The sequence below is a fragment of the Caballeronia sp. GAFFF2 genome, from assembly GCF_023631485.1.
Lineage (GTDB): Bacteria > Pseudomonadota > Gammaproteobacteria > Burkholderiales > Burkholderiaceae > Caballeronia.
This window is the reverse complement of record NZ_JALQDA010000027.1, coordinates 90,550-115,813: the sequence shown is the minus strand read 5'-3', so window position 1 is coordinate 115,813 and position 25,264 is coordinate 90,550. Positions and strand designations below refer to the sequence as shown.

Here is a 25,264-nt window from a genome sequence, read left to right as displayed (position 1 = left end):
CTGGAACCCGCCGCGCGCTTTGCTGCACTGCGTGACAGACATGTCTGACGACGCGCGAGAGAAAGCGCACAATGTCGGGACTTCGCGCTCAAGGCCGCGAGGAGGAGGAGCAACATGACCGCCATCACCTGGGTTCTGGCCGCCGATGACAGCCGTGCCCGGATCTTCGAAACCAGAGGGCTTAAGCTTGACCTCAGGCAAATCGAGGAGCTTCGTAACCCGGCGCCCCGCGCCCCGCAGTCCAATGAACGCGACCGGCAATTCGCCAAAACCGTTGCCGAAATGCTCGAACGCAGCCGTGTGAATCATCGCTTCGATCGCTTGCGGCTGGCAGTGGAACCGCGTTTTCTCGGCACCTTGCGTGAGTATCTGAGCATCGAGATTCAAAAGCTCGTCCATGAAGATGCCAGCGAAGACTCAGCCGGCATGAGCGCGCGCCGCCCCTTCTGACGGCGCGCGCTCATGCCGACATCTGTGAACAAATGTTGAAAGTCCTTACAACGGCATACTAAGGGTCAACGAAAGACCCAAGCGCACGTTGATTCCGCATCGCGAGCCATCCGGCTTGCGGTCATGGAATCAGGAGCGCTTTAAATGAAAAAGATTTTCGCCGCGATCGTCATGGCTTCGCTGTCGCTGAGCGCGTTCGCCGCGCACGACAAGCACGACAAGCATGAAAAGCACGAGTACCGTCACGAAGAGCGTCGCGACGAACGCCGCGTCGATTCGCGTCGTCACGACGAACGCCGTCCGGACGCACGCCGTCGGGACGAGCTTCACGCCGACAACCGCGGCATGGAGCAGAATCGCGACCACGAGCACGCGCCGATGCAAGCACCGGAACACGGCGCTTTCCCGCACTAAGCCGTAACGGCAAGAAGTCGCGCCTGAGTTTCCGGCGCGGCTCAATGAACCTCTGCATTGCCAGCGCCACGCTCGCCACGATCACGGCTCGCGTACCCCGCGCATGCGCCGACTGAAGTGAAGATGCCCGCCTTGTCGGACAGACGCACCAGTTCCGCGAGCGAATGCGCTTCCATCTTTTCCATCACACGTGCGCGATGCACCTTCACGGTCTTTTCGACGGTGCCGAGTTCACTCGCCACCTGCTTGTTGAGCCAGCCGTTCACCACGAGTATCAGCACTTCGCGTTCGCGCGGCGTGAGTCGTTCGATACGGCGTTGAATTCCGGCCATTTCATCGCGGCTGGCTAGCGCCGCGGCCGAACGAAGCAGCGCGGCATCGATTGCATTGAGCAAGGCCGTATCGCCAACGGGCTTTGACAGAAAATCCGTCGCGCCCGCTTTCATGGCGCTCACCGTCATCGGAATATCGCCGTGACCGGTGATGAAGATGATCGGCAAGGTCTCGCTCGTGTTGCATAACGCGCGTTGCAAGTCGAGTCCGCTCACGCCCGGCAACTGAACATCGAGCACGAGACACGCGGGGTCCGCGCGCTTGCGCGCATGATCGAGAAACGCTTGTGCCGATGCAAACGCCTCCACGCGATAACCCGCCGCGCCCACTAGACGCTCGAGCGCGCGGCGCACGGAAGCATCGTCGTCGACGATGAAGACTTCGCTCATGGCGCGGTCCTTACGTGATCCCGAATCGGCAACCTGAAATGAAACGCCGCGCCATGTCCGCTGTTGCTCTCCGCCCAGATGCGCCCGCCGTGCATCTCCACGATAGTGCGGCTGATGGAAAGCCCAAGCCCGAGACCATCGCGCTTCGACGTATGAAACGGCTTGAAGAGTTCGTCCGTGAAAGCAGCGGGCAAGCCCTCGCCTTCATCACGCACGGTGACTTGCAGCCACGCATTGCCATCACGCGCAGCCGATACGGTCACGACGCGCTTGCCGGTGCAATCGTTCATCGCGTCGAAGGCGTTCAGCAGCAGGTTCAGCACGACCTGTTGCAGCTGAATCTTGTCGCCGTGGATCTGCGGCAAGTCGGGCGCCAATTCGAGCACGACGCGAATGCCGCGCACGATGGCGTCGCTATGCACGAGCAACGCGACATCGCCGATCACGCCAGCCATCGACAAGGGCGCGACTTCCAGCTCGCCCTTTTTCACGAGCGCGCGAATGCGTCGCAAAATCTCGCTCGCACGATTGTTGTCGGCGACGAGATCGCGCAGAATCTCGCGCATTTCGTCGAGGTCGATCGGCTCGCGGCTCATGAAGCGCTGGGCCGCCTGCGCGTTGCTGAGTATGGCTGTGAGCGGCTGATTCAATTCATGCGCGAGCGATGCTGCAAGTTCGCCGAGCATCGACACGCGCGTCATATGCGCGAGTTCCTGGCGATTGCGCTGCAGCTCGTAACGGTCCGTGCGGTCGATGACCACCGCAAGCGTGAGGCAGGCGTCGCTGCCGTGCATCGCGTTGAGGGCGACATCGGCCAGAAACTGCGTGCCGTCCTTGCGGCGTGCGAAGAGTTGCGCGACGGTCGTGCCGATATCGCCAGGCTGCTGCAGGCTCGCCATCTGCAAGCCGGGCACGACGAGCTCCGCGAGTTCGCCGATCAGCTCGCAGCGCGCATAACCGAGCAGCTTTTCGGCGCTGCCGTTCACGAACTCGATACGGCCATCGGCTTGCAGAATCAGGATCGCGAGCGGAAGGCATTCGAGCGTATCGCGCAAGGACGAATTGGGTTCGATGCTCGCGGGCACTGCAATGGCTTGCGATGCGGCACCATGCGCATGCCGCTTGAACGGCGGCACGGAGAACAGCGAGCTGAAACGAAGCGAGAGCGACGCGCGCGCCACCCGAATGTCCCGCGCCGGCGCGCGCTTGCCGAAGGGCGCGAGCGTCAGTCCCATCAACGCGGCCGCGAAGGCCGCTGTGGCGTGCACGATAGCCATGACCCCGTGCTCCTGTCAGTCCGTCGCCCGTTACAAACGCGGCGGCGTGAAATGGCATGCAGGACGTAGGCGATGCCCCGGCATTTGCCAAGCGCGTCGCTACTTTCTTCTCTTGCCGATCAAGGTCGCAGCGCCAACCCGCCATCTGCAAGGCGCAGCGCGAATGTTGCGTTCACCGAAAACCTCGATCGTCAAGGCTTCGTCCAAGCAATACCACAACCGCACCGCGCGGGCACGTCCCGTGCGTTCGAGATGCGTTGAAAACGAATCAACGAACGCAACCATCAGGCAAACGCCATGAAGAACCCTTTTCTGAGCATGTGGTTGTCCGGCGCCAATGCCGTGGCCGGATCGGTGCGCGGCCACGCAACGGCGGCAGCCAGGCGACAGACGAAAACGGCGACGCGCCGCAGCCAGAAGCAAGTAGCCGACTTCTGGACCGCCGCGCTCACGCCACCGAAAGCCACCAGGAAAAAGCGCCGCTGATTCAGGCGCGTTCGAGCACCGCCATTTCGCGCACCACGACGAGCAGCATCGACAGACTCGTGCCGCCGCTCGCTCGAAGCTCGGTGAGCAAGCGCGTGTAGCGGTCGAGCGCCGCCTCGCGTTTGGCGCGCCAACTCTCCACGATCACATCCGGATCGTCGATGCCTCTCGACTGTTCGAGCGCACTCACCGTCAGCGCACGCTTGAGCCGGCCGAGCTCTTCGAGCGCGGCGGCGCGGGCCAACAAGTCCCAGTGCGTGGTGATGGGCAAAGCCATCGCGCGCTCGGCGATACCGCGATAATCCAGCAACGTGCCGATGCCGAAGTAGACGCTCGCCACGATTTCGAGACCACGCACCGAGCAGGCGGCCACTTCCGCGCTATCGAGCACCGCCGTGGCAATCTCGCCACTCGCGACACGTGCGGCGAGACTGCTTTCCACGCCGGCGTCTTCGAGTTCACGACGGCGCGCGTACCAGGCATCGAGTTGCGTGGCCGGCAAGAGCGCGGGCAGTTGCGGCGCGAGCCTATGCGCGGCTTCACGGCAACGCGCGAGCACGCCCGCTGCATCGCTCGGACTTTGTTCGAGCGTTCGCAGAAACCAGAGTGCGGTGTCGTCAAGCAGACGCACGACATCGACGAACATGCGTGCCTGCACTTCATCCGCGACGAGATTGTCCAGTCCGTCGATATTGCGCCACAAGTCATCGAGGCTGAAGACGTCGCGCGCCATCAATGCGGCGCGCACGATATCGCTCGGCCGCGCATCGGTTTCCTCCATCAGCCGATGCACGAACGTGCAACCCGTGCGATTCACGAGCACGTTGGTCAGATGCGTGGCGAGAATTTCGCGCTTGAGTGGATGATGCTGCATGGTCGCGCTAAAACGGCGCTGCAGCGGCTTCGGAAAATACGCGGGCAGCAGATCGGCGACGAGCGGATCTTCCGGCACGTCGGATTCGAGCAATTCGTCGTAGAGCCACATCTTGCCGTAGGCAAGCAGCACGGCGCGTTCGGGCGATGTCAGTCCTGACCTTGCAGCGGCGCGCTCGGCGATTTCGTCGTCGGATGGCAGGAACTCGATCTTGCGCTTGAGCCGGCCCGCGCGTTCGAGATAACGCATCATGCGCGCCTCGGCATCGAGCGTTTCAGCGACGTGACGGTTCGCAATCGACAACGCCTGCGTCTGCGCGTAGTTGTCTTTCAACACGAGCAGGCCCACTTCGTCCGTCATTTCCGCGAGCAGCACGTTGCGCTGCTTCTCGGTCATCTCGCCGTCCGCGACCACGAGGCCGAGCAAAATCTTGATGTTGACTTCGTGATCCGAGCAGTCGACACCCGCCGAATTGTCGATGGCATCCGTATTGATGCGTCCGCCCCGCTGCGCGAACTCGATGCGCCCCAGTTGCGTGAAGCCCAAATTGCCGCCTTCGGCGACGACCTTGCAGCGCAGTTCCGCACCGTTCACGCGCACGGCGTCGTTGGTGCGATCGCCGACTTGCGCGTTGGTCTCGATACTCGATTTCACGTACGTACCGACGCCGCCGTTATAGAGCAGATCGGCTTCGGCGAGCAGAATCGCGCGGATCAGCTCGACGGGCGCAAGACTCGATGCCGTGATGCCCAGCACCTTCTGCACTTGCGGCGACACGGGAATGGTCTTCGCCGTGCGCGCATGGATGCCGCCGCCCGCCGAAATCAACGCGGTGTTGTAATCGGCCCAGCTCGAACGCGGCAACGCAAAGAGACGCTGACGTTCCTCGAAGCTCGTGGCCGCATCCGGATTCGGATCGAGGAACACATGCCGATGATCGAACGCCGCGATCAGGCGGATATGCCGCGACAGCAACATGCCGTTGCCAAACACATCGCCCGACATGTCGCCGACGCCGACCACGGTGAAGTCGGTGGTCTGCGTATCGAAGTTCATCTCGCGGAAATGCCGCTTGACCGACTCCCACGCGCCACGCGCCGTAATGCCCATCTTCTTGTGATCGTAGCCAACCGAGCCGCCCGAGGCGAAGGCATCGTCGAGCCAGAAGCCGTATTCATGCGCAATGGCGTTCGCATAATCGGAGAAGGTGGCCGTGCCCTTGTCCGCCGCCACGACGAGATACGGATCGTCGGGATCGTGGCGCACGACATCGGGCGGCGGCACGATGCCATCGGGCTTGCGGTTGTCGGTGACATCGAGCAGGCCGCGCAGGAACATCTGATAGCACGCGACGCCTTCCGCGAGAAACGCTTCGCGGTCGGTGAGCGGCGGCGGATTCTTCACGACGAAACCGCCCTTCGAACCGACCGGCACGATCACCACGTTCTTCACCATCTGCGCCTTCATGAGGCCAAGCACCTCGGTGCGGAAGTCTTCGCGCCGGTCCGACCAGCGCAAGCCGCCGCGCGCCACGCGGCCGCCGCGCAGATGCACGCCTTCCACGCGCGGCGCGTAGACCCATATCTCGAACATCGGCTTGGGTTCGGGCAGACCCGGCACTTTCGAAGGATCGAGCTTGAACGACAGATACGGACGCGGTTCTCCGTTCGGCTCGCGGCGGAAATGATTCGTGCGCACGGTCGCCGTGATGACGCCGAGGAACTGCCGCAGAATGCGGTCTTCATCGAGATTCGGCACCTTGTCGAGGGCCGCTTCGATATCGGCGAGCACGCGTTCGACGTGCGGTTCGCGCTCTTCGGCCGAGCCGCCGCGTGCGGGATCGAAACGCACCATGAAAAGTTCGAGCAGCTTCGTCGCGATTTTCGGATTGCCGGTGAGCGCGCGTTCGATATACGCGTCGCTGAAATTCGAGCCGACCTGCCGCAGATACTTCGCATACGCGCGCATGATGGTCACGTCGCGTGCGCCGAACTGCGCGCGCAGCACGAGGCGATTGAAGTCGTCGCTCTCGGTTTCGCCGGTCCAGACGCTCGCGAACGCGTTTTCGAAGAGCGGCTTCACGCGGTCGATATCGAACTCCACGTCGTCCTGCAATTCGAGACCGAAATCGTGAATCCACGCGGTAGGCGCACCGATCGGCTCGATCAGATACGGCCGCTCCTCGTCCACGCGCACGCCGAGATGTTCGAGCATCGGCAAGCTTGCGGACAACGCGATCGGCTCGCCCACGCGATACACCTTGAAGCGAAACGCGCGCCGTCCCGGTTCTATGGCCGCTTCGATCGGCCGATAAAGACTCATCGCGAGACCGCCGGGGCGCGAATGCGTCGCCTCGATCAGTTCGATGTCGCGCACCGCCGTGCGTGCCGGATAATCCTCGCGATAACCGGCGGGAAACGAATCCGCATAACGGCGCAACAGCCGGTTGCCCTCTTCCTCGCCGTGACTGTCGATGAGCGCATCGGCGAGATCGTCCTGCCAGCGGCGCGCGACTTGCACGACGCGCGCTTCGAGTTCGCGCGTATCGACTTCGGGCATTGCGCCACGATCCGCGCGCACGACGATATGAATTCGCGCCAGCGGCGACTCCGACAACAGCGGCGTGAACTCGATGCTCTTGCCGTTGAACGCCTCCATCAGCACTTTGGAAATGCGGCGGCGCAAGTCGGTGTTGAACTTGTCGCGCGGCACGAACACGAGACACGACACGAAGCGGTCGAAGCGATCGCGCCGCACGAACAGACGCGTGCGCTGATGTTCCTGCAGACGCAGCACGCCGAGCGCGATGTCGAAGAGCACGTCTTCATCGGCCTGGAAAAGTTCGTCGCGCGGATATTGTTCGAGCACGGAGATGAGCGACTTCGCGAGATGCCCTTTTTCGAGGAAGCCCGCGCGCCGCACGATGTTCGCGCACTTGCGCCTCACGATAGGAATCTCGGAGGTCGGCACGAGATAAGCCGTCGATGTGTAAAGCCCGAGAAAGCGCCGTTCGCCCGTGACCTTGCCGTCGGGCGAGATGCGCTTCACGCCGACGTAATCCAGATAGCCCGGCCGATGCACCGTGGCACGCGAATTCGCCTTGGTCAGAAAGATCGGCGCCGCGCCTTCGACGATAGTAGCCGCGCCCGGCGGCAGCGGCGTGAGATCGCCGCCCGCCGGCTCGCGCAGAATGCCCGCTCCCGAACCCGGCACGCCGCGCAGCGCGAGACCGTCTTCGTGCTCGACGAGGTCGTAATCGCGGCAGCCGAGGAACGTGAAGTGATCGGCCACCATCCATTCGAGAAAGGCGCGCGCTTCGAGACCGTCGGGAGACGTATCGCGCGTTTTCAGATCGGCGATGGACGCGCGCGCCGCATCGACCACTTTCGGCCAGTCCTCGACCGCCTCGCGCACGTCCCCGAGCACCCGCGCAATGCTCTCGCGCACTTCTTCGAGCCGCTCGCCTTCGCTGCAGCGGTCCACTTCGAAATGAATGAACGATTCGAGCGACGAGCGGCCATCGCCTGCATCGGCGTGACCTTGTCCTATACGCACGATCTCGCCGGCGTGCGGCCCGGCATCCGCGCGCCACACGCGGAACACCGGATGAATGGCCGAATGCAGCGCAAGACCGAGACGGTTCAGCTCCATGGTCACGGAATCGACGAGGAAAGGCATGTCGTCGTTGACGATCTCGACCACCGTATGGTCGGAATGCCAACCGTGCTGTTCGAGATTGGGGTTGTAGACGCGCAGGACCTCGCGCCCGCCCGCGAACTGCTGCGCCGTTTGCCAGTGCGCCATGGCCGCGCCGTAGAGATCGGCGATATCGCGGCTCGCGATATCCTCGATATCCACCTGGTCGTAGTAATGACGCAGGAAAGGCTCGATGAGCTGGAAGGCGCCGTCAGGCAGACGCCCGCGTGCGAATTCGAGCAGATCCTTGATGAGATGTTCGACCTGCGCTTCGTTCCTGACCAGCATGGTGCCCTCCTCAGTCTTTTCGAGTCTGTCGGATGCTCTGCAGGATTATGCGCCCCGTCGTGCGGAAGCCTTGGATGGACCATGTGCGGATGCACAATGCGCGAGCGCTCGTCAGGGCACCTTATTCCGTCACGATGACGAACGCGCGACAGCCCGAAGACGGGCTGCTCAGTAACCCAACGCGCCGTTGCCGCCGGGAAAGTCGATGGTGCCGGAGTCGGAGAAACGCGTGCCGCCGAATGGACCGCCCGCGAGCTTGCCGCGCGCGACGTAGGAGACCTTGCTGACCGAGTCGCCGGATGCATAGCCGAGCGCCTGACGCGCCACCGATACCGCCGACACCGTCACCGGCACCGACACCACGACTTCGCCGAAGCGCGGCACCGTGCCGCTTTGCGGACTGACGCCGCTTGCGAAGGAACGGCCGTTGACATCGAGATCGAGCGCGACGCCGTCGAAGTTCACGGCGGCATCGTTCGGATTCTGCACGCGCAGCTTCACGGCGAAGCGCATTTCGAGCCCCTGCCCTTCGAGCGGTTCGATGCCCGCGACGCTCACGCGCAGGCTGTCGCGGTTGAGCAGACTCGCGCACCCGGAGAAGGCGAACAGCATCACGAGAGCGGTGATCAGGAAAAGGAAACGGCTTCGCGCGTGATTCGGTTGCATCGGCAAGGGCTCCTGTTGCGAGAGATTAGGCAACGGACATTCTAACGGGGTGATGCCTTCATGCCGGACCGGTCAGCACATGCACCGCGTTCAGCAGCATGCGAACATGCGCGTGATGGAACCAGAGATCGTCCACGACATAGAACGCGGCAACCCATGACAAGCCGACCACGATCAGGTCGCAGGTTCCGCTCGTCCAGAGATTGAGCGAATGACGCGGACCGATCCAGGGCACGCCGAGCGGGTTGGGCCAGTCCGCGAGCAAATGCATGATGCCGCCGCACGCGAACCCGAAGCCGACCGCCGCGGCGGGATGTTGTCTCAACAGATGCCACGAAAGCGCAAGCAAGGCGCCCCAGCCGATGCCCCAATGCGTCAGCGTGCGATGCGTGATCCAGAGCTTGCGCCTCTTGCTCCACCAGGCGACTTCGAGCCAGTCCGGCGCGGTTGCACCGGCTACCCCAGCAAGTAACGCCAGCGCAAGGTAAAGGTAATACATGCCGCCGCTGGTCTTGTCGATGCCTTGCGCGCTGCCGATGTTGCCCATATGGCCAACGATTGCCGCCGCGATGATTCCCGCAGCCCACCCGGTCGCGTGATGGGCCTTGCTCGATGCCATGACTGCCTTGTCCTGCTTGCAATGAAGAGCGCAGATGTTCGCATGGCGCGCGTCTGCCGGAGCGGGCGGATACAGAAACTTACGTAAATGCGGGACCTGCAACACCGCTCATGGTTCTTTCGGCGGCGAGATGGCGCAGCGTTGACTAGAATGAATAAAACAACGCTGCGCGTGCGCGCCTTCGCGCATCTTTATCTATCGACTTTTATCGTCATGCAACAGCTGAAATACCTGAGCGCTTATCCGAATACGCTACAGGACAAAGTGCGCCGATTGATTGCCCAGCAACAGCTCGGCAGCTATCTCGAAGCGCGTTATCCGCAGAAGCACGCGGTGCAGTCCGACCGCGCGCTCTATCAATACTGTGCGGAGCTCAAGAGCGAGTTTCTGCGCGTGGCGCCTTCCATCGACAAGGTTATCTACGACAGCAAGCTCGATGTGCTGCGTCATGCGCTCGGTCTTCATACGGCGATTTCACGTGTGCAGGGCGGCAAGCTCAAGGCGAAGAAAGAGATACGGATCGCATCGCTCTTCAAGGATACGGCTCCCGAGTTTCTTCGGATGATTGTCGTGCATGAACTCGCGCATCTGAAAGAGAACGATCACAACAAGGCGTTTTACCGGCTTTGCGAATTGATGCAGCCGGGGTATCACCAAATCGAGTTCGATCTACGGCTTTATTTGACGCATCGGGATTTGGTGCGGGGAGGATGATCAGGAAGAAGGCTAAGGGTGCGACGCCTGCTCGCTCAGTGCCCGAGCGAGGGGTCGTACTTTCAAGTACGCCCCTTCGCGATGACTTAGAGTTGGGCCGTCATTTGGAATCCAACCGTAACGCGTGAGGTTGGAAACCCTGACGGCTTGTAGATTGGCGTGCCGGCAAAAAGGTCGTAACTCAAGCCCGCATATTTCGTTGGGACGCCGCCGCGAATGCCGATTACCGCGCCCACGAGCTGCGTACCCGCGAGAAACGCCGTGTTCGGGCCAAACACGCGTCCATAGTCGATGCCGGCATAGAGCGCTTGCCCTGTCTTTCCGATCGGCGCTTGCAACTCGTTGCGCCAGTAGAAACCGCGCTCGGCCGCGAGCATCTGTTCACCGTCGAAGCCACGCACCGTGTAGCGGCTGCCAATGGTCAAATCGTCGATGTAGTTGAGCGTGTCGTTCGTGTACTGGCCGTGGATCGTCGTCACGTAGCGAAGCGCTTGATTTGCGATGGCGAACGGCACCGAGAGGTTCGCATCGAGCACGGCCATGTGGAAGCGGTAAGTCGGGCCGCTCGGCTTGGTCGCCGGCGTCGGTGCGATATTCGGGTCGGGCGGCAAGGATGGATCGGGCGTCGCGCCAAATGCGCCGATGCCCTGGCGAAACGCGAGCGTGCCGTCGAACTGCGCGCCACCCAGGTAATGCCGATCCGTCAGACCAAGTTCCAGGAACGTGTTGTTGCGGTGCTGGAGTTCGATCTCGGTGTCGTCGATGAAGCTCGCGCCGAAGCGCTTCGACAGTTGCACGTAGGTGCCGAACACGTCGCTTTGCCCGCGATGTAAGACGCGCGCGAGTTTGACGCCGGCGGTCTGTGAGTTGCCACTCGACACGAAGGTCTGGTTGGCGCCCGCGATCTGTTGATAGTACGTGTTGGTGTTGCCGAAGACGGTCGCGGTCCAATAGCCCCATGGCATCGAATACGATCCGTTGAAGCCATGCGAGCCCAAGCCCTTGTCGCCGAACTCGAGGTCCTGATTTGCGCCGACAGTGAGGATGTCATTCAGGCCAAGGAGGTTGTCGATGCCGAGACTGAGGTTGCCTTGGAGCTTGCCCGTCGCGCGGCTGCCCGAGTTATCGACCGATGCGACGAACGAATAAGGCTTGCCGCGCTTGACCGTGAGCACGACATCGCTCTCGCCGGGGATGTCGGTCGGCTCGATCTTCATGTCCGCATCTTGACTGGCGACGCGCTTCATCTGTTCGATGCCTTGTTCAAGATCGCGCAAGTCGAGGACGTCGCCGGGTCTTGTGGGGAAAGCGGTTTTCCACGAGCCCCGTGACAAGGGTTCGGCGAACCGTATGTCACGAATGACGCCGGGGACCAGCGCGAACTTGAGCGTGCCATGCGACAGGTCTTGCTCGGGTAACAACACGCGCGTGGTGATGTAGCCGCGACTCAGGATCGCTTGCTGCAGGCCTTTGGTCAGCACGTTCACGCCTTCTTTTCCGATGCATTGATCGGTGTAGTGGCCGAGCCATTCACGCGCGAACGCGAACGGATCGAGCGGTAAGGCTGATGCGCCTTTGGCTCGTATTGCGTCGGGCAGGCTTGGTGGAACGTCGAGCGTGAACGCGTCGATGCGGAAGCACGGCGATTCGGTTGGCAGGGTTGGAAAGCCCTGATCGCCGGGAACACTTGAGCGCACGGCGGGCGTTTGAACTGACGTCTCACGTTGCTGCGCTTCGCGTTGCTGCTGGACCTGTTGTTCTTGCTGGGCGTTGGCGCGCGCTGCTGCGGTCTCATCTGCGTTGTTCGGAGCTTGCTGGGCGTGGACCGCGAACGCAACCAAGGCTGTAAGCGGCAAAGCCGCCAGTCGCGCGACTCTTTTCATAGCTATTTTATTCGGCATACCAATTACAACTGCGTAGAAACAAAAGACTCGGCCGAAACCGGGTGTTGAGTTATGTTGACATTCCCGTTCCCTTATTGGGAGCGAGAACTCGATAAACGAGATTAAATCCGCTTGCCCGTACAATGGCACGCGCTTGCTCGAAGAGACTTACGCCAGCTACTGAGAGCGGGTATTTCGCGACTATTCGATTTTGCACTTCGCATCACGAGCATCAGGATAGTTCTCGAAAATATCTCCACTTTCCATGAAACATAGGTACCCGTTGATTTTCTCTTAAAGAAGCCAAAGGTGCTCCTTTTCCAACTCCACATCGTCCCATCCCACGTGATCGGAAATGTCGAGTCAAGCGATTTTCTTTTCGGGATCGACACTAATGAAGTCGACGGTGGTCGAATCAGTAATGGACATTTAGTTGGTTCCTGTCTTCTATGGTGGTCTTACGATATCTACCTTAGTAGGTGGAATCACAGTGCCCCCGAAAATCCTGGTTTCCCTTTACCCGCGATCACGCGCCCGATCTCTTCAATTTGTTTGGGAAAGCGATAGCTTGGTTTGATGTCAGCGGCGCAGTGGAAGATGACTTACATTCGATACACCCAATTGTACCTTGCGCGTCTTTCGTCATAATGTCCACTCTGGCGCGCGCTCCATCATTCGTCTTGATGGTTCTTGCTGACCGATCTGGGCATTTTGACCACTTGATCAGTCGAGCATCTCTTGTTCAAATGCGTCGCCCTTTGCCTTGTTCCGTGCGATCGTCGATCCCTTCGCGGCAACCGCGCCGGTCAGAAAAGCAATCGCTGCAGCGCCATTGTCAACTTTTGCACAGTCTTCTGCCCAAGCGCCGCTCGCTCTGTATCCAGTATCTTCCGAAGTTCTTTAGCTTTCTTCGCAGCCTCGCTTTCGCTCTTGTCGTTTTGCCGGTTATACAGGTTCACGTTCGACGCCATATTGCCATTGTCGGTGGCTCGAACAAACTGGATTCAAACCCGATAGCCGCGTGCGCGTTCAGGGTCGAGGATGGAAGGCTTATCACTATGCCTACTGAACGGCTCTAGAAGCAACAAACCCGGCTCGGAGCTGGGTTTGTTGTCTTGACGTTCCTAGACACACTTTTCCAAGTCGGCTCTCGCGGTTTCCACTGTCTCTACAAACTTCGCAAGACTGAACTTCATTTTCACGCTCTCCGGTAAAACGTACAAGTCAGCTAGAAACTCGATTTCAATCCGATCATTCCCACCTTCTTTGTCCAAGACGCAAAGCCGCTGACCATTGAAGCTAATTTCCGCCATTAGGTGTTCGTGATCCATATCACTAACAAAGTCGATGCTAAATCCTGTCATTTAAATCACCTTATTTTCTTGGGTCTAGAACGCCAGAGAACGAACCGTCTGCGTTGTATCTTATTCCCTATCCATTAGGAATGGCATAATTCAACACCGCCACGTGAGAGTTGTTCTTGTTGTAGCAGGATCATTCAACACTTGATTCACAAATTCACTCGCCGCCGCGTTTTTGTGAGTAATAGAACCTGTGAGTGGGTCGAATGTTCCTCCTGCTCGACCTGCATGCTTGTCCCACGCTCTTGCTGCAGCAGATAACCCTGAACATTGAACGGTTGATCCGCTGCGTTTTGTAAGTCACTGACGCTGCTAGTGCGAGCATCGCCTTGCGAACCCTGTTCACCATTTCCGCTATTAAAGATTGCATTACTAGGCCCATACCCCGATCCCACTTTACGAAGTCTTTAATTGCGCTATCGTAGCGTGTACAACGGATTGAAATTCGCCGCGCGTCAGGATTACTTCGCGCGAGGTTGGCATTTCGCTACGGCTACCAAATACAAGTTTGGCCTGTTCTCCCGACTCCACTAGAAAGACATTTTCGTCGTCATCCAGCAGGCTACCAATTGAAACCAGATGACTGTAATCGCTATGTGCCACGTCCGAATCCATTGGCGGAAAAGCTCGCGCAACGAGCTCTGCGTATGCGCTTGAAGTGGGCAGATTGAACAGTCGCACATCTTCAACGCTGTGCTTCAAGCAGTTCAGCCCAGATAGCATAAAAGTTCTCCACCTATGGAAATAGGCAAAGCAACCGTTCTTAAATCGATCTGTGGACCATGAATCGACGGCGTCGCACCAGATCGCGAAACTATCAGGGTTGCCAACTAACATTTATTTTCCTTTAAATCCGAGGGCCGCCTAACACCTATAGGGATGGTTGAAACGTCGATAGGTGATCTGGTATCGCCAGTGGAACCTGTCCAATCAGGAGTCGACCATGGCTGATGCCAATCTTAAAGCAACGAACACGTTTTCTGTGCGCTCGACCACTTGCGACTCCAACGAGCGCAACATGCCTCGCATCCGGGTCATGGGTCACTGGCTTGAACAAGCCGGATTCAAACCCGATTCCCGTGTCTGCGTGCTTGTGCAGCACGGGCAGCTAATCATTACGCCACTGCCTGCCATGCCTTAAAACAACAAAGCCGGCTGCGGCCGGGTTTGTTGTGGGTGCCTACATCGATGCTTCTTCGTCCGCTATTGCTTTGGGCAAGAATTCGCGGCCCCGCTTCACGATTTCCTCCCACTGCTCAATAGTCAATGCAACGTTTTTATCATTTGCATAAAACGTAAATGCAAGCTGCTTTTCATCGGTAACACCTATTTCCATAAAAGCATTTCCTTCTCCCTCTACATATACACAAATGTATGGGTATAGACTATTAACGTCACCAACCTTCTCGAATATCAAACCGTAGTTCATTTCTGCAATCCTCTAAATCCGATGAACTCACCCGATGTTGTCCAGCTAGCCGCTCGACCATCAGGAAGTGTGTACGTAATCCAACCATTCGGATACCGACCTCCGGCACCTTTCGTCTGTGTGCCATTTTGCAAGATATCTTGGACCGCTTGCGATGCAAGTTCATTCAACTGAGCACCGCTTCGATAGGTCTGCCGCATATCCTGTGTAGAGTCGAAACCAAAGTACTCGGGATGCTTGGTAGCAGCACGACCAGCATTGGTTATCGCTTGCCCATCTTTAAATGGTTCATTTGCTGCATTTTCAAGGTCGCTGACATTTCCACTGTTTGCGGACGCCTGGCTATCGCTGCCGCTATTCAGTATGGCATTACTAGGCACATACCCCGATGCGGAATCTATTCGAAGACCATGGCAAAGCCGTCTCCTGATAAGTTCATACCTACGTACTGAGTGAGCAATCCTTCTATGAGGCTGGAAGCCACAGCTACCGAGCGACTGACGTCAACCCCATCAAGATGAAGCGAGAAAACACTCTGATTACCGTCTTCATTCCACGATACAAACATATCTTCACTGCGTGAAATCCAAAACTGCGTTTTTGAGCGCCCTTGACTTAATTTCGTGTAAAAGGTTTTCCGTGGCGGTCACGATCTGCTCACCTTCATCAGACCAAGAGGTTACTCTTCCAGTCTCTGGATTTTCGATCACCAAGCCCGCCGAATTGAGGCAAGCTGCGATAAAAGTGAATGCCAAAACTAGGCGTCCTGGAATCGAAACACGCAAGATACGAGTTGCCATCATTTGGTCCCTGAGATGATTTTTACGTTCCCTTCGCCAAGAATTTTGGTCGCAAGGTTGATTGCCGATTGCGGGGTTCCTTCGGCGAAGTAGACCTGTGCCGACACGCCACGTTGATCAGCAATCGTTTGATAGATTCGAAGCTCCTGCCCCAACTTGCCAAGGTTGTTTGCCTTCGCGGGACCACCCACCGCAATAAGGTCACCGTTTGGCGCAACCACGTCGATGTCCGTCGATCCCATCGTCTCCGTGCTTGGTCGAATGGCCATAGGCATTTTCGACTGGCGTTTTATCCTTAGTGGAGGACCAGAACGAACTCTTATCGTTATCCCCACCGTCCGCACCGCTATCTCCATTTCCGCTATTCAGTATGGCAATACTCGGCACACCGCCCGAAGGAGGCCAGCGGGTGAGAATCTAGGTCGAGCGCAGCAGGCTCGTCATCACACCGGATTGAACGACTCTACAGACGACAAGCCCGGCGGCGGCCGGCGGCGGCCGAGTTTGTCGTCATCAGCGAGTAGCTTTATCCAAACTCATGAGTCGATGGGCAACAGTTCTGGTATGTAATTCATCTCCATCGAGACCAATATGCTCGACCTCAATCCACCTGAGGTGAGAGTACAGTTCGTCGACTGTCTTTTCCTCTCGAAGCATACGGCTAATATCCTGGACATATGAGTCGTATTCATCGTCCGCCTCAGGTGAAGCGCCAACACCAATTGGATCCCATTCCTTGAGCAAGATTTTTTTCACATCCAGATCCAGACCAATAAACGTTCTCGTCATTTTAAGGTGCTCCAGGGATAACCGTGACGACAAGCCCGGTTTTTGAATTCGTGACGACCCGAACGTTGTTCACCGGATCATAGTATCCCGTTGTTCCAGGACGCGTAGGGTAGTTAACGCCATTATCAATGGTGTTTTTCACCACTGAGGGTGGCACACCCCGACCCTGCATTTGGTCTATAGCATGAGCTGAGTAATCAACTCCTCCAATGGTCGCCGGGGCATTAGTACCCCGTGGCACATCCATTGGACTACCGCTGACCCCCACCGGCGTACTTGCATCCTGCGACCCAGAATTGTCGCCACTATTAAACGTCGCATTACCCGGCCCATACCCCGGTGTCCCAGGAACAGCGTTTGCCGCCGTGGAATCCGCGAGCACCACTCCTGGACTGGCAGCAGGCGGCTTGCCACCGCCCGTACCTACTATCGCATTGAGCCCGTTCGCCGCGCCTTGCGCCATTAGGTCCGCCGGCGATTCGGACATCTTAGCCTGCGCGCCGGACTTCATCAGCCCAACAAACTGGTCAATCAGCGTACCAAGCGAAATCGCGTTGAAGTCAGGCGGGTTGCCGAGCGCTTGCGCAATTACGGCTTTCACATGGGAGTCTTTCGCGGCTGCGTCCTTGTCATTTCCCTGGTTGTACAGGTTCACATTCGATCCCATCGCCGCGCCCGCTGTGCCACCCACGGCCGCACCGGCCAGACCTGACAGGATATTCCCAGCGAGGTTACCCATCAACGACGAACCCGTCGCACCCGTCACTGCGTCGGCCGCCGCTTTCGTCTGGTCTGCGAGCTTCGAGGAAATAGCCGCGCCCGCTGCGCCACCGAATGCACTGAATGCACCGCCGCCCAGCCCGCCGATCAAGGCGCCACCGCCTGCTTGGAGAATCGCACGCGAGTCACCGCCTTCACGCCAATCGGCGTAGTCGGCCAGCGCCGCGGCCAGCGCCTGCGGATCATCGCTCTTGGCTGCCGCGTCGACCGCATCGACCGCCTCGTCTCGCTTCATATCCGCATACGCCCCGATCCCCTGCGCCACCACCTGACCCGCTGCCTGCGCGGCCTGCATCGTATCGGCTTGCTGGCTGAGAATCTTGTTCACGTCCGGCGTCTTCGAAACGGTGCCATTCGTGCTCGTCGTGTCGCGAGAAAGACCCGCCACATCCTGCGTCTGACTTGAAACGTTCGTGATGCTGAAACCGGCATCGCCCGCATTGATCCCGGCCTGCTCATTGACGCCTTGGTAGTTCGAATCGGCATGACCGTTTTGTGCGCTGAAGCTCGCGCTACCGCCACCCTGGCTGATCGTAACCCCGCCGCCCGCGCTGCTCTGGTGCGCGGCGCTGTTCGTCACGTCCTGCACGCTCGTGATGTTGAGGTTCCCGCCCACATCGGCCGCAATCTGCTTGCCGTTCAGCTGCGAGCCGATGATGTTGGTGTCGCCGCCCGAAATAACCGTGACGCTGTTCGCCCCCGTGACATGCGAGGCGTTCTGGATCGATGCGTCACTGTTCGCATCGCCATGCGCGTTTGCCATCGCCGCCGAGACGCCATAGCCGCTGCCCAACGTGTACTGGACGCCGATGCTGGCGCTGCTCGAACTATTCGAGCTACGCGTCGAGTCGGTGTCCGTCGTGTTGACGATATTCACTTGGTTCTTGGCCGCGAGCGATACGTCGTTCGCGCCCACATTCGAACCGGCGATGGTCACGTTACCGCTGCCCGGCGTGCCATCCCCGGTCGCGACGAACGCCACGGTGCCGCCTGCCTGCACACTGGAGCCGCGCTGCGTGGTCTGATCTTCCGACGACTGGCTCTGGCTCTTGCTCGAACCGATACTCACCTTGACACCGATGTCGGGCTTGCCGCCACCGGCGAGGGCTTTTGCACCGTTCGCGACCATCGCGGCGTCGCCCACCGCCGCGATGCTGTGGAGCGCTGCCGCCCGGTCATTGCCACTGCTGGCCGAATGGCCGATCGCCTGAGATTCCGAATACGCGTTGTTGATCGCGTCGCCCACCGAACCCGCGAGTCCGAGCGTGACGCCGCTGCTGCTGGTCTTCTGCGTCTGCGCCTGATGCGAGGTATCGGTTGCAGCGTCGATGATCACGTTCGCCGCCGTGCCCGCGAGGTTTCCGCCCGCAACAAGATCGCTACCCGTCACGTGTAACGTGTTGCCGGCCTGGATCGACAGGTCGCCGTTGATCGAGCCGACCGTACTCGCGTTGTTCGTCACGCTCGATGCCTGATCGGTCGTGGCGAGCTTGTTGGTGCCGACCGTGACAGTCAACCCGCTCGTGCCCAACCCCGTGCGTGTCTCCTGATGGCTGCCCGACGACTGCATGGTGTCTTGCGTCGTGGTGATATTCACGTCGTGCGTGGCATTGAGCGACACATCGTTCGTGCCGACAATCGTGCTGCCTTGCACGTTGATATCCTTGCCGCTGGTGATCGTCACCGCATCGGCGGAAATCATGCTGCCTTGCGAAAGGATCGCCGTCGAGTTAGACGAACTCGCCACCTCCTTACCGCTCACCACATTGCTGTGGCTATGCGTTTCCTGCGAGTTGTCGACATGCGTTTCGGTGGCCGCGCCGACATTGACATTGCCCGCCGCGGCAAGCGTCGCCGTCCCTTTGTCGAGGCTGATTGCGCTGCCGGTGAGGCTGATGTCTTTGCCCGCCACCACGCTCAGCGAATTGCCCGCGTTGAGTGTGGTGGCCGTGAGCGTATCGTCGGCGGTGTGCATCGACTCCGCATAGCTGCCGTGGTGGTCGCTGCCCGCGCTGCTGGCGTCGATCGTCGAGGTCGCCTTGGCTGCCTGCAACGTTACGTTGCCATTGGCCGCAAGCGAGCCGCCGCCGCCGAGATTCAGGTTCGCGCCGGTCGCCGTCAGATCGCCACCCACGCCAATCAGCGATACACCCCCGACGTTCACGTTGCTGCCCGTCGTCCGATTGATATCGGTGTTCGACACACCGTTCGCGCGCTCGACCACCTTGTGCTCACCGGTCTGCACCGAGCCGAGATCCCAGTCGCCACCGACGATCATGCCGAGGTTGCCACCCACGTTCAGGTTGCCCGCGTTCTGCTCGACGTTACCGCCCGTCACGATGACCGCGTTGCCCGCGACGTTCAGGCTCGCGATGGGTCCGAGCGTTGCCGTGGTGCGCGTGGCGCCCGTCGGGCTGATCTGATCGACCGTCTTCACCGCCGTGTTGAGGATCAAATCGCCACCGGCATTCAGCGCGAGACTGCCGGCGTTCACGCTCGCCGACGTTAGATCGACATTACCCTTCGTCGTGAGCGACATGAGGCCGCCGCTTTGCAGCGTGCCGAAGGCGTTGTTGATCTGATTTCCCTGAATCGACAACGTATTGCCCGCCTGCACCGTGCCGCTGTTGGTGAAGGTCTGCGCGTTCTTCAGATCGATGTCGGTCGCCGCGATCAGCGGTCCGTTCATGTTCTGCTGACTCGACTTTGCCAGATACACGACCGGCACCAGCACCGACTGCCCGTCGACCACCTCGGTCTGCATGATGATGACGTTGGACGTCAACGACGCCACCTGTTCCGGCGACAGACTCATGCCCAGCGGCAGATTCAACGATTGCGCGAGCGATGCACCCGCGCCGAGCATCGCCTCGTACATCGACTGGAGATCGGTGTACGGTCCCAGCACCGCCTTGCCCGTCAGCGACGTGATCTGATTGCGTACGAGCTGCTGCTCGTAGAAGCCATCGCCCAGACGCTTCTCGACCTTCTGCGGGTCGATGTCGAGCTGCTGCAGGTAGTAATCGCTGGAGATGAAACTCTTCTGGTTCGTGAAGGCCGGGTTCGTCGCGATCAGATACGTGACGCCCGGCGCGGTGGTCCGACTGAACAATCCGCCTGCGGGAATCGAAAGATTCTCCAGGACATTGAGCGCCGTCGCGCTGGCGATGACGGGATCCACGAGGCCCGAGCCGCCATTGACGCTCGCCGCGCCAGCCTTGGCGCCGCCCGCACTACCGTTCACTCCGCCGATGCTCACGCCTGACATCGCCTGACCGGGCGCGAGTCCCATCGACGGAATGCCCGCATTGCCTGCCGTGTTGTCGATGCTGATGCCCGTGCCCGAAAGCGTGCCGCCCGCGACGAAGCTCGATTCGTCGCTTGGCAGCGCGTACAAGCGGACATCGGCGGGCGCGGCCTGACTGTAGCCACCGGGCCGACCGCCCACAAAAGGCGCGTCACCAAACGGCAGCGTCCAGTTGTGTTCCGAGTTGTCGTAGTTGTTGTAGTGGTAGTAGCCCGAATAGGTGATCTGCACCTGAGGCGCGGATTGCCCCTGCCAGCTGTTCTGGTCGAGCGAAACGGGCGCGGCGATGTTGCTCACCGCCGTCACCGCGCTCCAGTAGTTCTGGAACAGCCCCACCTTCGACGCGTCCAGATTGCCGCCCGCCACGATCTGCGCTTGCGGGCTGATGGAGGCGATCAGGTTCGCCACCGCCACGCCCGTATAGGTCGTGTACTGGTAGCCGCTGTTCCACTGGCCACCGTGCGGCGGCTCGATATTGACGCCGCCAATCATGTCCGGGGTCGAGGTGGTCCAGCCCACATCTTGACCCGCGCACGCGGCGGCAACCACCGCTGTGCATCCAGACAGACTGATGCCGAGTTGCGTCAGCAGATTCGGATCGACCGGCTGATTCAGCCCGGTGGTGGTCATCGTCGTACGGGTGTTCGTGACCTGATCGGCGTGCAGCGCCATATCGCCCGCCGATTCGATCAGCGCAGACTGGTTGCGGATCAAGTTTGCGTTCGTATAGTTGCCGTTCGCATCCTTGGCGCCTGCCAGCACGACGTTGCCGAGACCGAAGATCGCAGTGGTGGCCTGCGTATCGGTCATCGTCGTGTCGTCGCGGTTCTCGATGTCGGATGCGAGCAGCTCCAGCAAACCATTGCTGTCGGTGGCGCCGATCAGTGCGGTCGGTCCGACGTTGGAGAGCGTGCTGTTCGCATTCAGCGAGACGCTGCCACCGATGATCGCGCCGGTGTTCGTCAGCGTATTCGAGTGCGTGGTGAGCGTGCCGCCGGCCATCATGACGCCGCTGTTTGCGATGTCGCCTGCGTTGACGTTCAGGTTGTTGACCGACTCCAGCGCGGCGCCGTTGCTGAACGTGCCGGGCAGGGTGAAAGTCAAGTCGTGACCGGCGTTGAGTTGCAGATCTGAAGCGAGCGTGAAGTTGCCCTGAACGTTCACCGCAACGTCGTCGGCCGCGCTGTATGCACCGCCGCCCGCGAGGGTGGCAGCGGTCACCAACAGATTGTGACTCGCGCCAATTTGTCCGTTCGTGTTCGTGATCGCGCCGGTGGTCGTGATGGCGACATCGCCCATCGTGTCCGCAAGGCTGCCAATCTGGCCAGCGCTGTTGTCCACGGTGTCCGCCTGCACGGCGACATTCGCGCCACTGAGTTGCGCGCCGTTGGTATTTACGAGCGTTGATGTGTCGACGGCGACATTACCGTTGCCCGTGATCACGCCACCGCTGTTGACGATCCGGCTGCCGCCTTGCACGTGCATGTCGCCTGTACCGAGATCGCCGATAAGCCCGCTCGTGTTATCGATGGACGCCGCCTGAACGTCGAGCGTGCTTGCATCGCCGGTGTCCGTGCCAGACTGAATCTGGCCATTCGTGTTGCTCAGCGCGCCGCCGCTCGCAAGCGACAGCGATCCAAGCGAACGCATCGCGCCCTGCGCGTTGTTCACATCGCCCGCGATGTTGGCCGCGAGATTGCCCTGCGCGGCTAGCACCCCGTTCGCGTTGTTCAGGCTGGCCGCTTGCGCCGCAATCTGGCCAGCCGCGATGATCTTGCCGCCCGCGTTCGAGAAGGCGCCCGCGCCGTTGCTGGGCGCAATCGTCAATGTGCCGCTGCCGGCCGCGAGGATGGCGCCGCCGTCATTGATCAGCGTGGCGGGCGTGAGCGTCAGGTCGGTGCTGTTGCTCTGAAGCGTGCCGCCGTTCGAATTATCGAATGTGCCAACGACGTTGAATCCCATCGTCGCCGTGCCGTACTGCGTGATCGTGCCGCTGTGGTTCAGCAAGTCGGTCGCGGTCAAGGCGAGTTGGTTCGCTTCGATGTCGCCGGCGCTGTTATCGAGCGTGCCGCTGGTCGCAAGCGTGAGATTCGGGGCGACAATGGAGCCGCCGTTGTTCGTCAGCGATCCGGTACGAATCGTTTCGTTCGCGCCCGCGCCGATCTGCCCGCCGTCATTGGTCAGCGTGCCGCTCGTAACGCTCAGATCGGCATTCGACAGCAGCTTGCCGTTGGCGTTGTTGAGCATGCCGCCGACTGTGGCCGCAAGGCCTTTCTGGCCGATCAGCGTGCCTGCTGCGTTGTTGAAACTTCCAGCCTGCGCGGTGACCTGCCCGTTGCTCTGGATGGTCCCGCCCGAGTTCGACAGTGCGCCCGCGCCGTTGGCAGCGTTGATCGACAGCGTGCCGTTCCCGGCATGCGTAATCGTGCCGCCGTCATTATCGAGCGTGGCGGGTGTCAACGTCAGATCCGTGCTATTGGTCTGCAGCGTGCCGCCGTTCGAATTATCCAGCGTGCCCGATACGGCGACAGTCATCGGCCCGGAGCCCGTCTGCGTAATGATGCCCGCGTGATTGACGAGGCTCGTCGCGTTTAGCGACAACTGCGCCGCCTGCATGGCCCCTGCGCTGTTGTCAAGCGTGGTCGCGCTGAGTGTGGCGCGCTGCCCCGCCGTGATCGACCCGCCGTTGTTGGCCAGATGCGTGCCGGCGTTCACCGTCGCATTGCCGGCCGCCGCGAGCGTGCCGTTGCTGTTATCGAGCGAGGCGCTCGTGAGCTGCAAATCCGTCTGCGCGCTCACCGCGCCGTGGTTCGCGATGCTCCCGCCTTGGAGCGTAACCGCGCCATTACCACCGATCACGCCACCCTGCGCGCCCGTCGCGGTCGCGCCAGCCACGTTTGTGAGCTGGCCGATGGTCGACAGCGTTAGGCCATCGCCGTTGAGCGACGTGATGCGCCCAGCGGTATTGTCAAGCGATGTCCCCGACACCGACAGCGCCGCCGCACTTTGCATCGTCCCCTGATTGTTCGCGATGATGCCACCGCGCACCTGCATCGCGCCTTGCGATACGAGCGAGCCGCTCTCGTTGGCAATCTGACTCGCGCTCTGCACGACGAGCGGTCCTTGCGCCGAGACCTGGCCCCCTTGATTCGAGAGCCTGCCCGCGTCGAGCGTCACACTGCCGCCAGCCGTCAAGGCCCCGTGATCATTTACAAGCGCGCCTGCTGCACGGGCCACCACCGATGAACCCGCGCTCGTCGTCGCGCCCGACAGGTTTAGATCCCCTGCGGTCGCGGACAACGAAACGTCGCCGTTTGCCGCGGTCTGGCTGCCCGCAAGATTGATGCTGCTGCCGAAGAGCGTCGCACTTGCGCCCGCCACGTTCTGACCGGTCGCGCTTACCGCACCCGTGCCCATGACGGTCAGATCGCCGCTCTGAGCGACCGCGCCATTGGTACTCACGCCCGCGCCGAGCGTCCCCGTCGATGCGACGCTGCCTGCGCTGACTGACGTGTTCTGCTGCGCGGCCAGTGTGCCGCTATTGTTCAGCGCACCACTCGTCGTGGCGATGACATTGCCTTGCGCGTAAGTCGTGCCACTGTTCGAAATGCCATCGAGCGCCGATGCGTTGATCGAGCCGCTGGCATTCGTCGTTCCGGCAAGCACGAGCTGACCATTCGACTGCAGCGTCAGATCGCCGGCTTGCGCGGCCAGCACACCCTTGGTCGATACACCGACGCCATATTCGTTGCTCGTGAGAAAGATCCGGTTGGCGTACATACCACCCAGGGCGCTCACGTCGATCGCGACTGCCGGTGCCGTGCCATTGCCAGCGATGGGCGTCGCAGCAAGGGTGTCGTGATCAACCTGATTTGAACCTGCGATGGCGTTCAAATTGTTGGCGTACACCGCCGCATTGATTTGAATCGCGCGAGCCAGAAGATCAACTTGATCGATGTTCGTCGCATTCAGCCCCGCGCCTTGCACGGTGATATTGCCGCCCGTGACATTGAAGCCCGCGAGACTGCCGTTCGGGCCATAATTCGGCGTGCCGGTGGTGAGAATGACGCGCGAAGTGTTGATGAAGCCCGCGCCGTCGACTACCAAGCCATTCGGATTGGCGACGACCACCTCTGCTTTAGGCCCCGCAACTTCCAAATACCCGTGCAGCTGCGAAGGCGCATTGTTCATCACCTGATTGACGATGATCTTCGCTGAATTGCCGGGTGTCAGATTCCCATTACCCGAGATATATCCCGCTAGCTGGCTTTGGATATTGACCGGCGAATTATTGAGAATCGCGCCCTTCGCAGGTACGTCGAATTGTGAAAAATTATTGACGGAAACACCGCTGCCGGACGGTCGCGCGATGTTGACCTGATTCAAACCATTCTGAGTTTGAATGACCTGCGCGCCGGAACCGGGTGCGGCGACGATCTGTGCAAACGTCAGCCCGGAAGCCGAACCGAGCAGCAGCATGGCCGCCCAGGCCATTGCGCTAAAAGCTGATTGAAACATCGAGGCGACGGGCGCGCGCCGTGCAAGACCTTCTCCCCGTGCAGCACCATTACCGTGGGCCGATGCAAACTCAGCCACTACCACCAACATACGTCGCACGCGACTGAAAACCAGCCGGTAGGAATGCTTATTCATTTCTTATAGTTTTATAAAGATTTCAAAACGCAGGTCACGCCCGAAGCGGAAGGCCG

General features: G+C 60.2%; 19 protein-coding genes and 1 pseudogene. 5 read left to right on the top strand and 15 right to left on the bottom strand.

Annotated features, from left to right (window positions below; all coding sequences use genetic code 11):
• Positions 1-114: 114 nt before the first annotated feature.
• Positions 115-450 carry a host attachment protein gene (locus tag NCT04_RS16965; protein WP_250466674.1) on the top strand — a complete coding sequence of 112 codons (336 nt, stop codon included), beginning with the start codon at positions 115-117 and terminating at the stop codon, positions 448-450.
• 144 nt (positions 451-594) lie between these two features.
• Positions 595-864 (top strand): hypothetical protein, encoded by a 270-nt coding sequence (locus tag NCT04_RS16960; protein ID WP_250466672.1) that lies wholly within the window; start codon positions 595-597, stop codon positions 862-864.
• A gap of 41 nt (positions 865-905) precedes the next feature.
• Here NCT04_RS16960 and NCT04_RS16955 read toward each other — a convergent pair whose 3' ends face one another.
• Together NCT04_RS16955 and NCT04_RS16950 are read right to left on the bottom strand one after the other, a co-directional pair.
• Positions 906-1,586 carry a response regulator transcription factor gene (locus NCT04_RS16955; protein ID WP_250466671.1) on the bottom strand — a complete coding sequence of 227 codons (681 nt, stop codon included), beginning with the start codon at positions 1,584-1,586 and terminating at the stop codon, positions 906-908.
• Positions 1,583-2,863 carry a sensor histidine kinase gene (locus NCT04_RS16950; protein ID WP_250466670.1) on the bottom strand — a complete coding sequence of 427 codons (1,281 nt, stop codon included), beginning with the start codon at positions 2,861-2,863 and terminating at the stop codon, positions 1,583-1,585. Before NCT04_RS16950 ends, NCT04_RS16955 begins: the two co-directional genes overlap by 4 nt.
• Positions 2,864-3,160: 297 nt before the next feature.
• On the opposite strand from NCT04_RS16950, the gene NCT04_RS16945 reads away from it, so the two are divergent.
• Positions 3,161-3,349, top strand: a complete 189-nt coding sequence (locus NCT04_RS16945) for a hypothetical protein (RefSeq protein WP_244828599.1) — start codon at positions 3,161-3,163, stop codon at positions 3,347-3,349.
• Position 3,350: 1 nt separating this feature from the next.
• Here the strand turns inward: NCT04_RS16945 and NCT04_RS16940 are convergent, their stop codons facing one another.
• The 3 genes from NCT04_RS16940 to NCT04_RS16930 all read right to left on the bottom strand — a co-directional run bounded on the left by NCT04_RS16940 (position 3,351) and on the right by NCT04_RS16930 (position 9,492).
• Positions 3,351-8,207 (bottom strand): NAD-glutamate dehydrogenase, encoded by a 4,857-nt coding sequence (locus tag NCT04_RS16940; protein ID WP_250466669.1) that lies wholly within the window; start codon positions 8,205-8,207, stop codon positions 3,351-3,353.
• A 168-nt stretch (positions 8,208-8,375) separates the two neighbouring features.
• A complete protein-coding gene (locus NCT04_RS16935; RefSeq protein WP_250466667.1) occupies positions 8,376-8,873 on the bottom strand; it encodes an LEA/WHy family protein in 498 nt (165 codons plus the stop codon).
• Between the two features lie 58 nt (positions 8,874-8,931).
• A complete protein-coding gene (locus NCT04_RS16930) occupies positions 8,932-9,492 on the bottom strand; it encodes a metal-dependent hydrolase (protein WP_244828604.1) in 561 nt (186 codons plus the stop codon).
• A 213-nt stretch (positions 9,493-9,705) separates the two neighbouring features.
• Here NCT04_RS16930 and NCT04_RS16925 point away from each other — a divergent pair, with 213 nt between their 5' ends.
• On the top strand, positions 9,706-10,206 hold the full coding sequence (locus NCT04_RS16925) for a M48 metallopeptidase family protein (protein WP_244829716.1): 501 nt from the start codon (positions 9,706-9,708) through the stop codon (positions 10,204-10,206).
• Between the two features lie 86 nt (positions 10,207-10,292).
• On the opposite strand, the gene NCT04_RS16920 is transcribed toward NCT04_RS16925, so the two are convergent.
• The 5 genes and pseudogenes from NCT04_RS16920 to NCT04_RS16910 all read right to left on the bottom strand — a co-directional run bounded on the left by NCT04_RS16920 (position 10,293) and on the right by NCT04_RS16910 (position 14,287).
• The gene (locus NCT04_RS16920) at positions 10,293-12,089 is read right to left on the bottom strand and encodes a ShlB/FhaC/HecB family hemolysin secretion/activation protein (RefSeq protein WP_250466665.1); all 1,797 of its coding nucleotides are present in this window, start codon (positions 12,087-12,089) and stop codon (positions 10,293-10,295) included.
• Positions 12,090-12,290: 201 nt separating this feature from the next.
• On the bottom strand, positions 12,291-12,377 hold the full coding sequence (locus NCT04_RS34710) for a hypothetical protein (protein WP_350030018.1): 87 nt from the start codon (positions 12,375-12,377) through the stop codon (positions 12,291-12,293).
• Between the two features lie 518 nt (positions 12,378-12,895).
• Entirely contained in the window at positions 12,896-13,048 is a 153-nt protein-coding gene (locus NCT04_RS16915) for a hypothetical protein (protein WP_250466663.1), read from the bottom strand.
• Between the two features lie 495 nt (positions 13,049-13,543).
• Positions 13,544-13,711: pseudogene (locus tag NCT04_RS34880) on the bottom strand (tRNase toxin domain-containing protein); the annotation flags it as partial.
• A gap of 135 nt (positions 13,712-13,846) precedes the next feature.
• Entirely contained in the window at positions 13,847-14,287 is a 441-nt protein-coding gene (locus NCT04_RS16910) for an Imm42 family immunity protein (RefSeq protein ID WP_250466662.1), read from the bottom strand.
• 106 nt (positions 14,288-14,393) lie between these two features.
• Here NCT04_RS16910 and NCT04_RS16905 point away from each other — a divergent pair, with 106 nt between their 5' ends.
• The gene (locus tag NCT04_RS16905) at positions 14,394-14,591 is read left to right on the top strand and encodes a SymE family type I addiction module toxin (RefSeq protein WP_250466661.1); all 198 of its coding nucleotides are present in this window, start codon (positions 14,394-14,396) and stop codon (positions 14,589-14,591) included.
• Between the two features lie 39 nt (positions 14,592-14,630).
• Here the strand turns inward: NCT04_RS16905 and NCT04_RS16900 are convergent, their stop codons facing one another.
• The 5 genes from NCT04_RS16900 to NCT04_RS16880 form a co-directional block, all read right to left on the bottom strand.
• Entirely contained in the window at positions 14,631-14,879 is a 249-nt protein-coding gene (locus tag NCT04_RS16900) for a hypothetical protein (RefSeq protein WP_250466660.1), read from the bottom strand.
• The gene (locus NCT04_RS16895) at positions 14,876-15,259 is read right to left on the bottom strand and encodes a tRNase toxin domain-containing protein (protein WP_250466659.1); all 384 of its coding nucleotides are present in this window, start codon (positions 15,257-15,259) and stop codon (positions 14,876-14,878) included. The genes NCT04_RS16900 and NCT04_RS16895 overlap by 4 nt, the downstream gene beginning before the upstream one ends.
• A 419-nt stretch (positions 15,260-15,678) precedes the next feature.
• Positions 15,679-15,921, bottom strand: coding sequence for a hypothetical protein (locus NCT04_RS16890; RefSeq protein WP_250466657.1), 243 nt, complete (start codon positions 15,919-15,921; stop codon positions 15,679-15,681).
• A gap of 271 nt (positions 15,922-16,192) precedes the next feature.
• A complete protein-coding gene (locus NCT04_RS16885) occupies positions 16,193-16,468 on the bottom strand; it encodes a hypothetical protein (protein ID WP_250466655.1) in 276 nt (91 codons plus the stop codon).
• 1 nt (position 16,469) lies between these two features.
• Positions 16,470-25,208 (bottom strand): hemagglutinin repeat-containing protein, encoded by an 8,739-nt coding sequence (locus tag NCT04_RS16880; RefSeq protein ID WP_250466654.1) that lies wholly within the window; start codon positions 25,206-25,208, stop codon positions 16,470-16,472.
• Positions 25,209-25,264 lie beyond the last annotated feature (56 nt).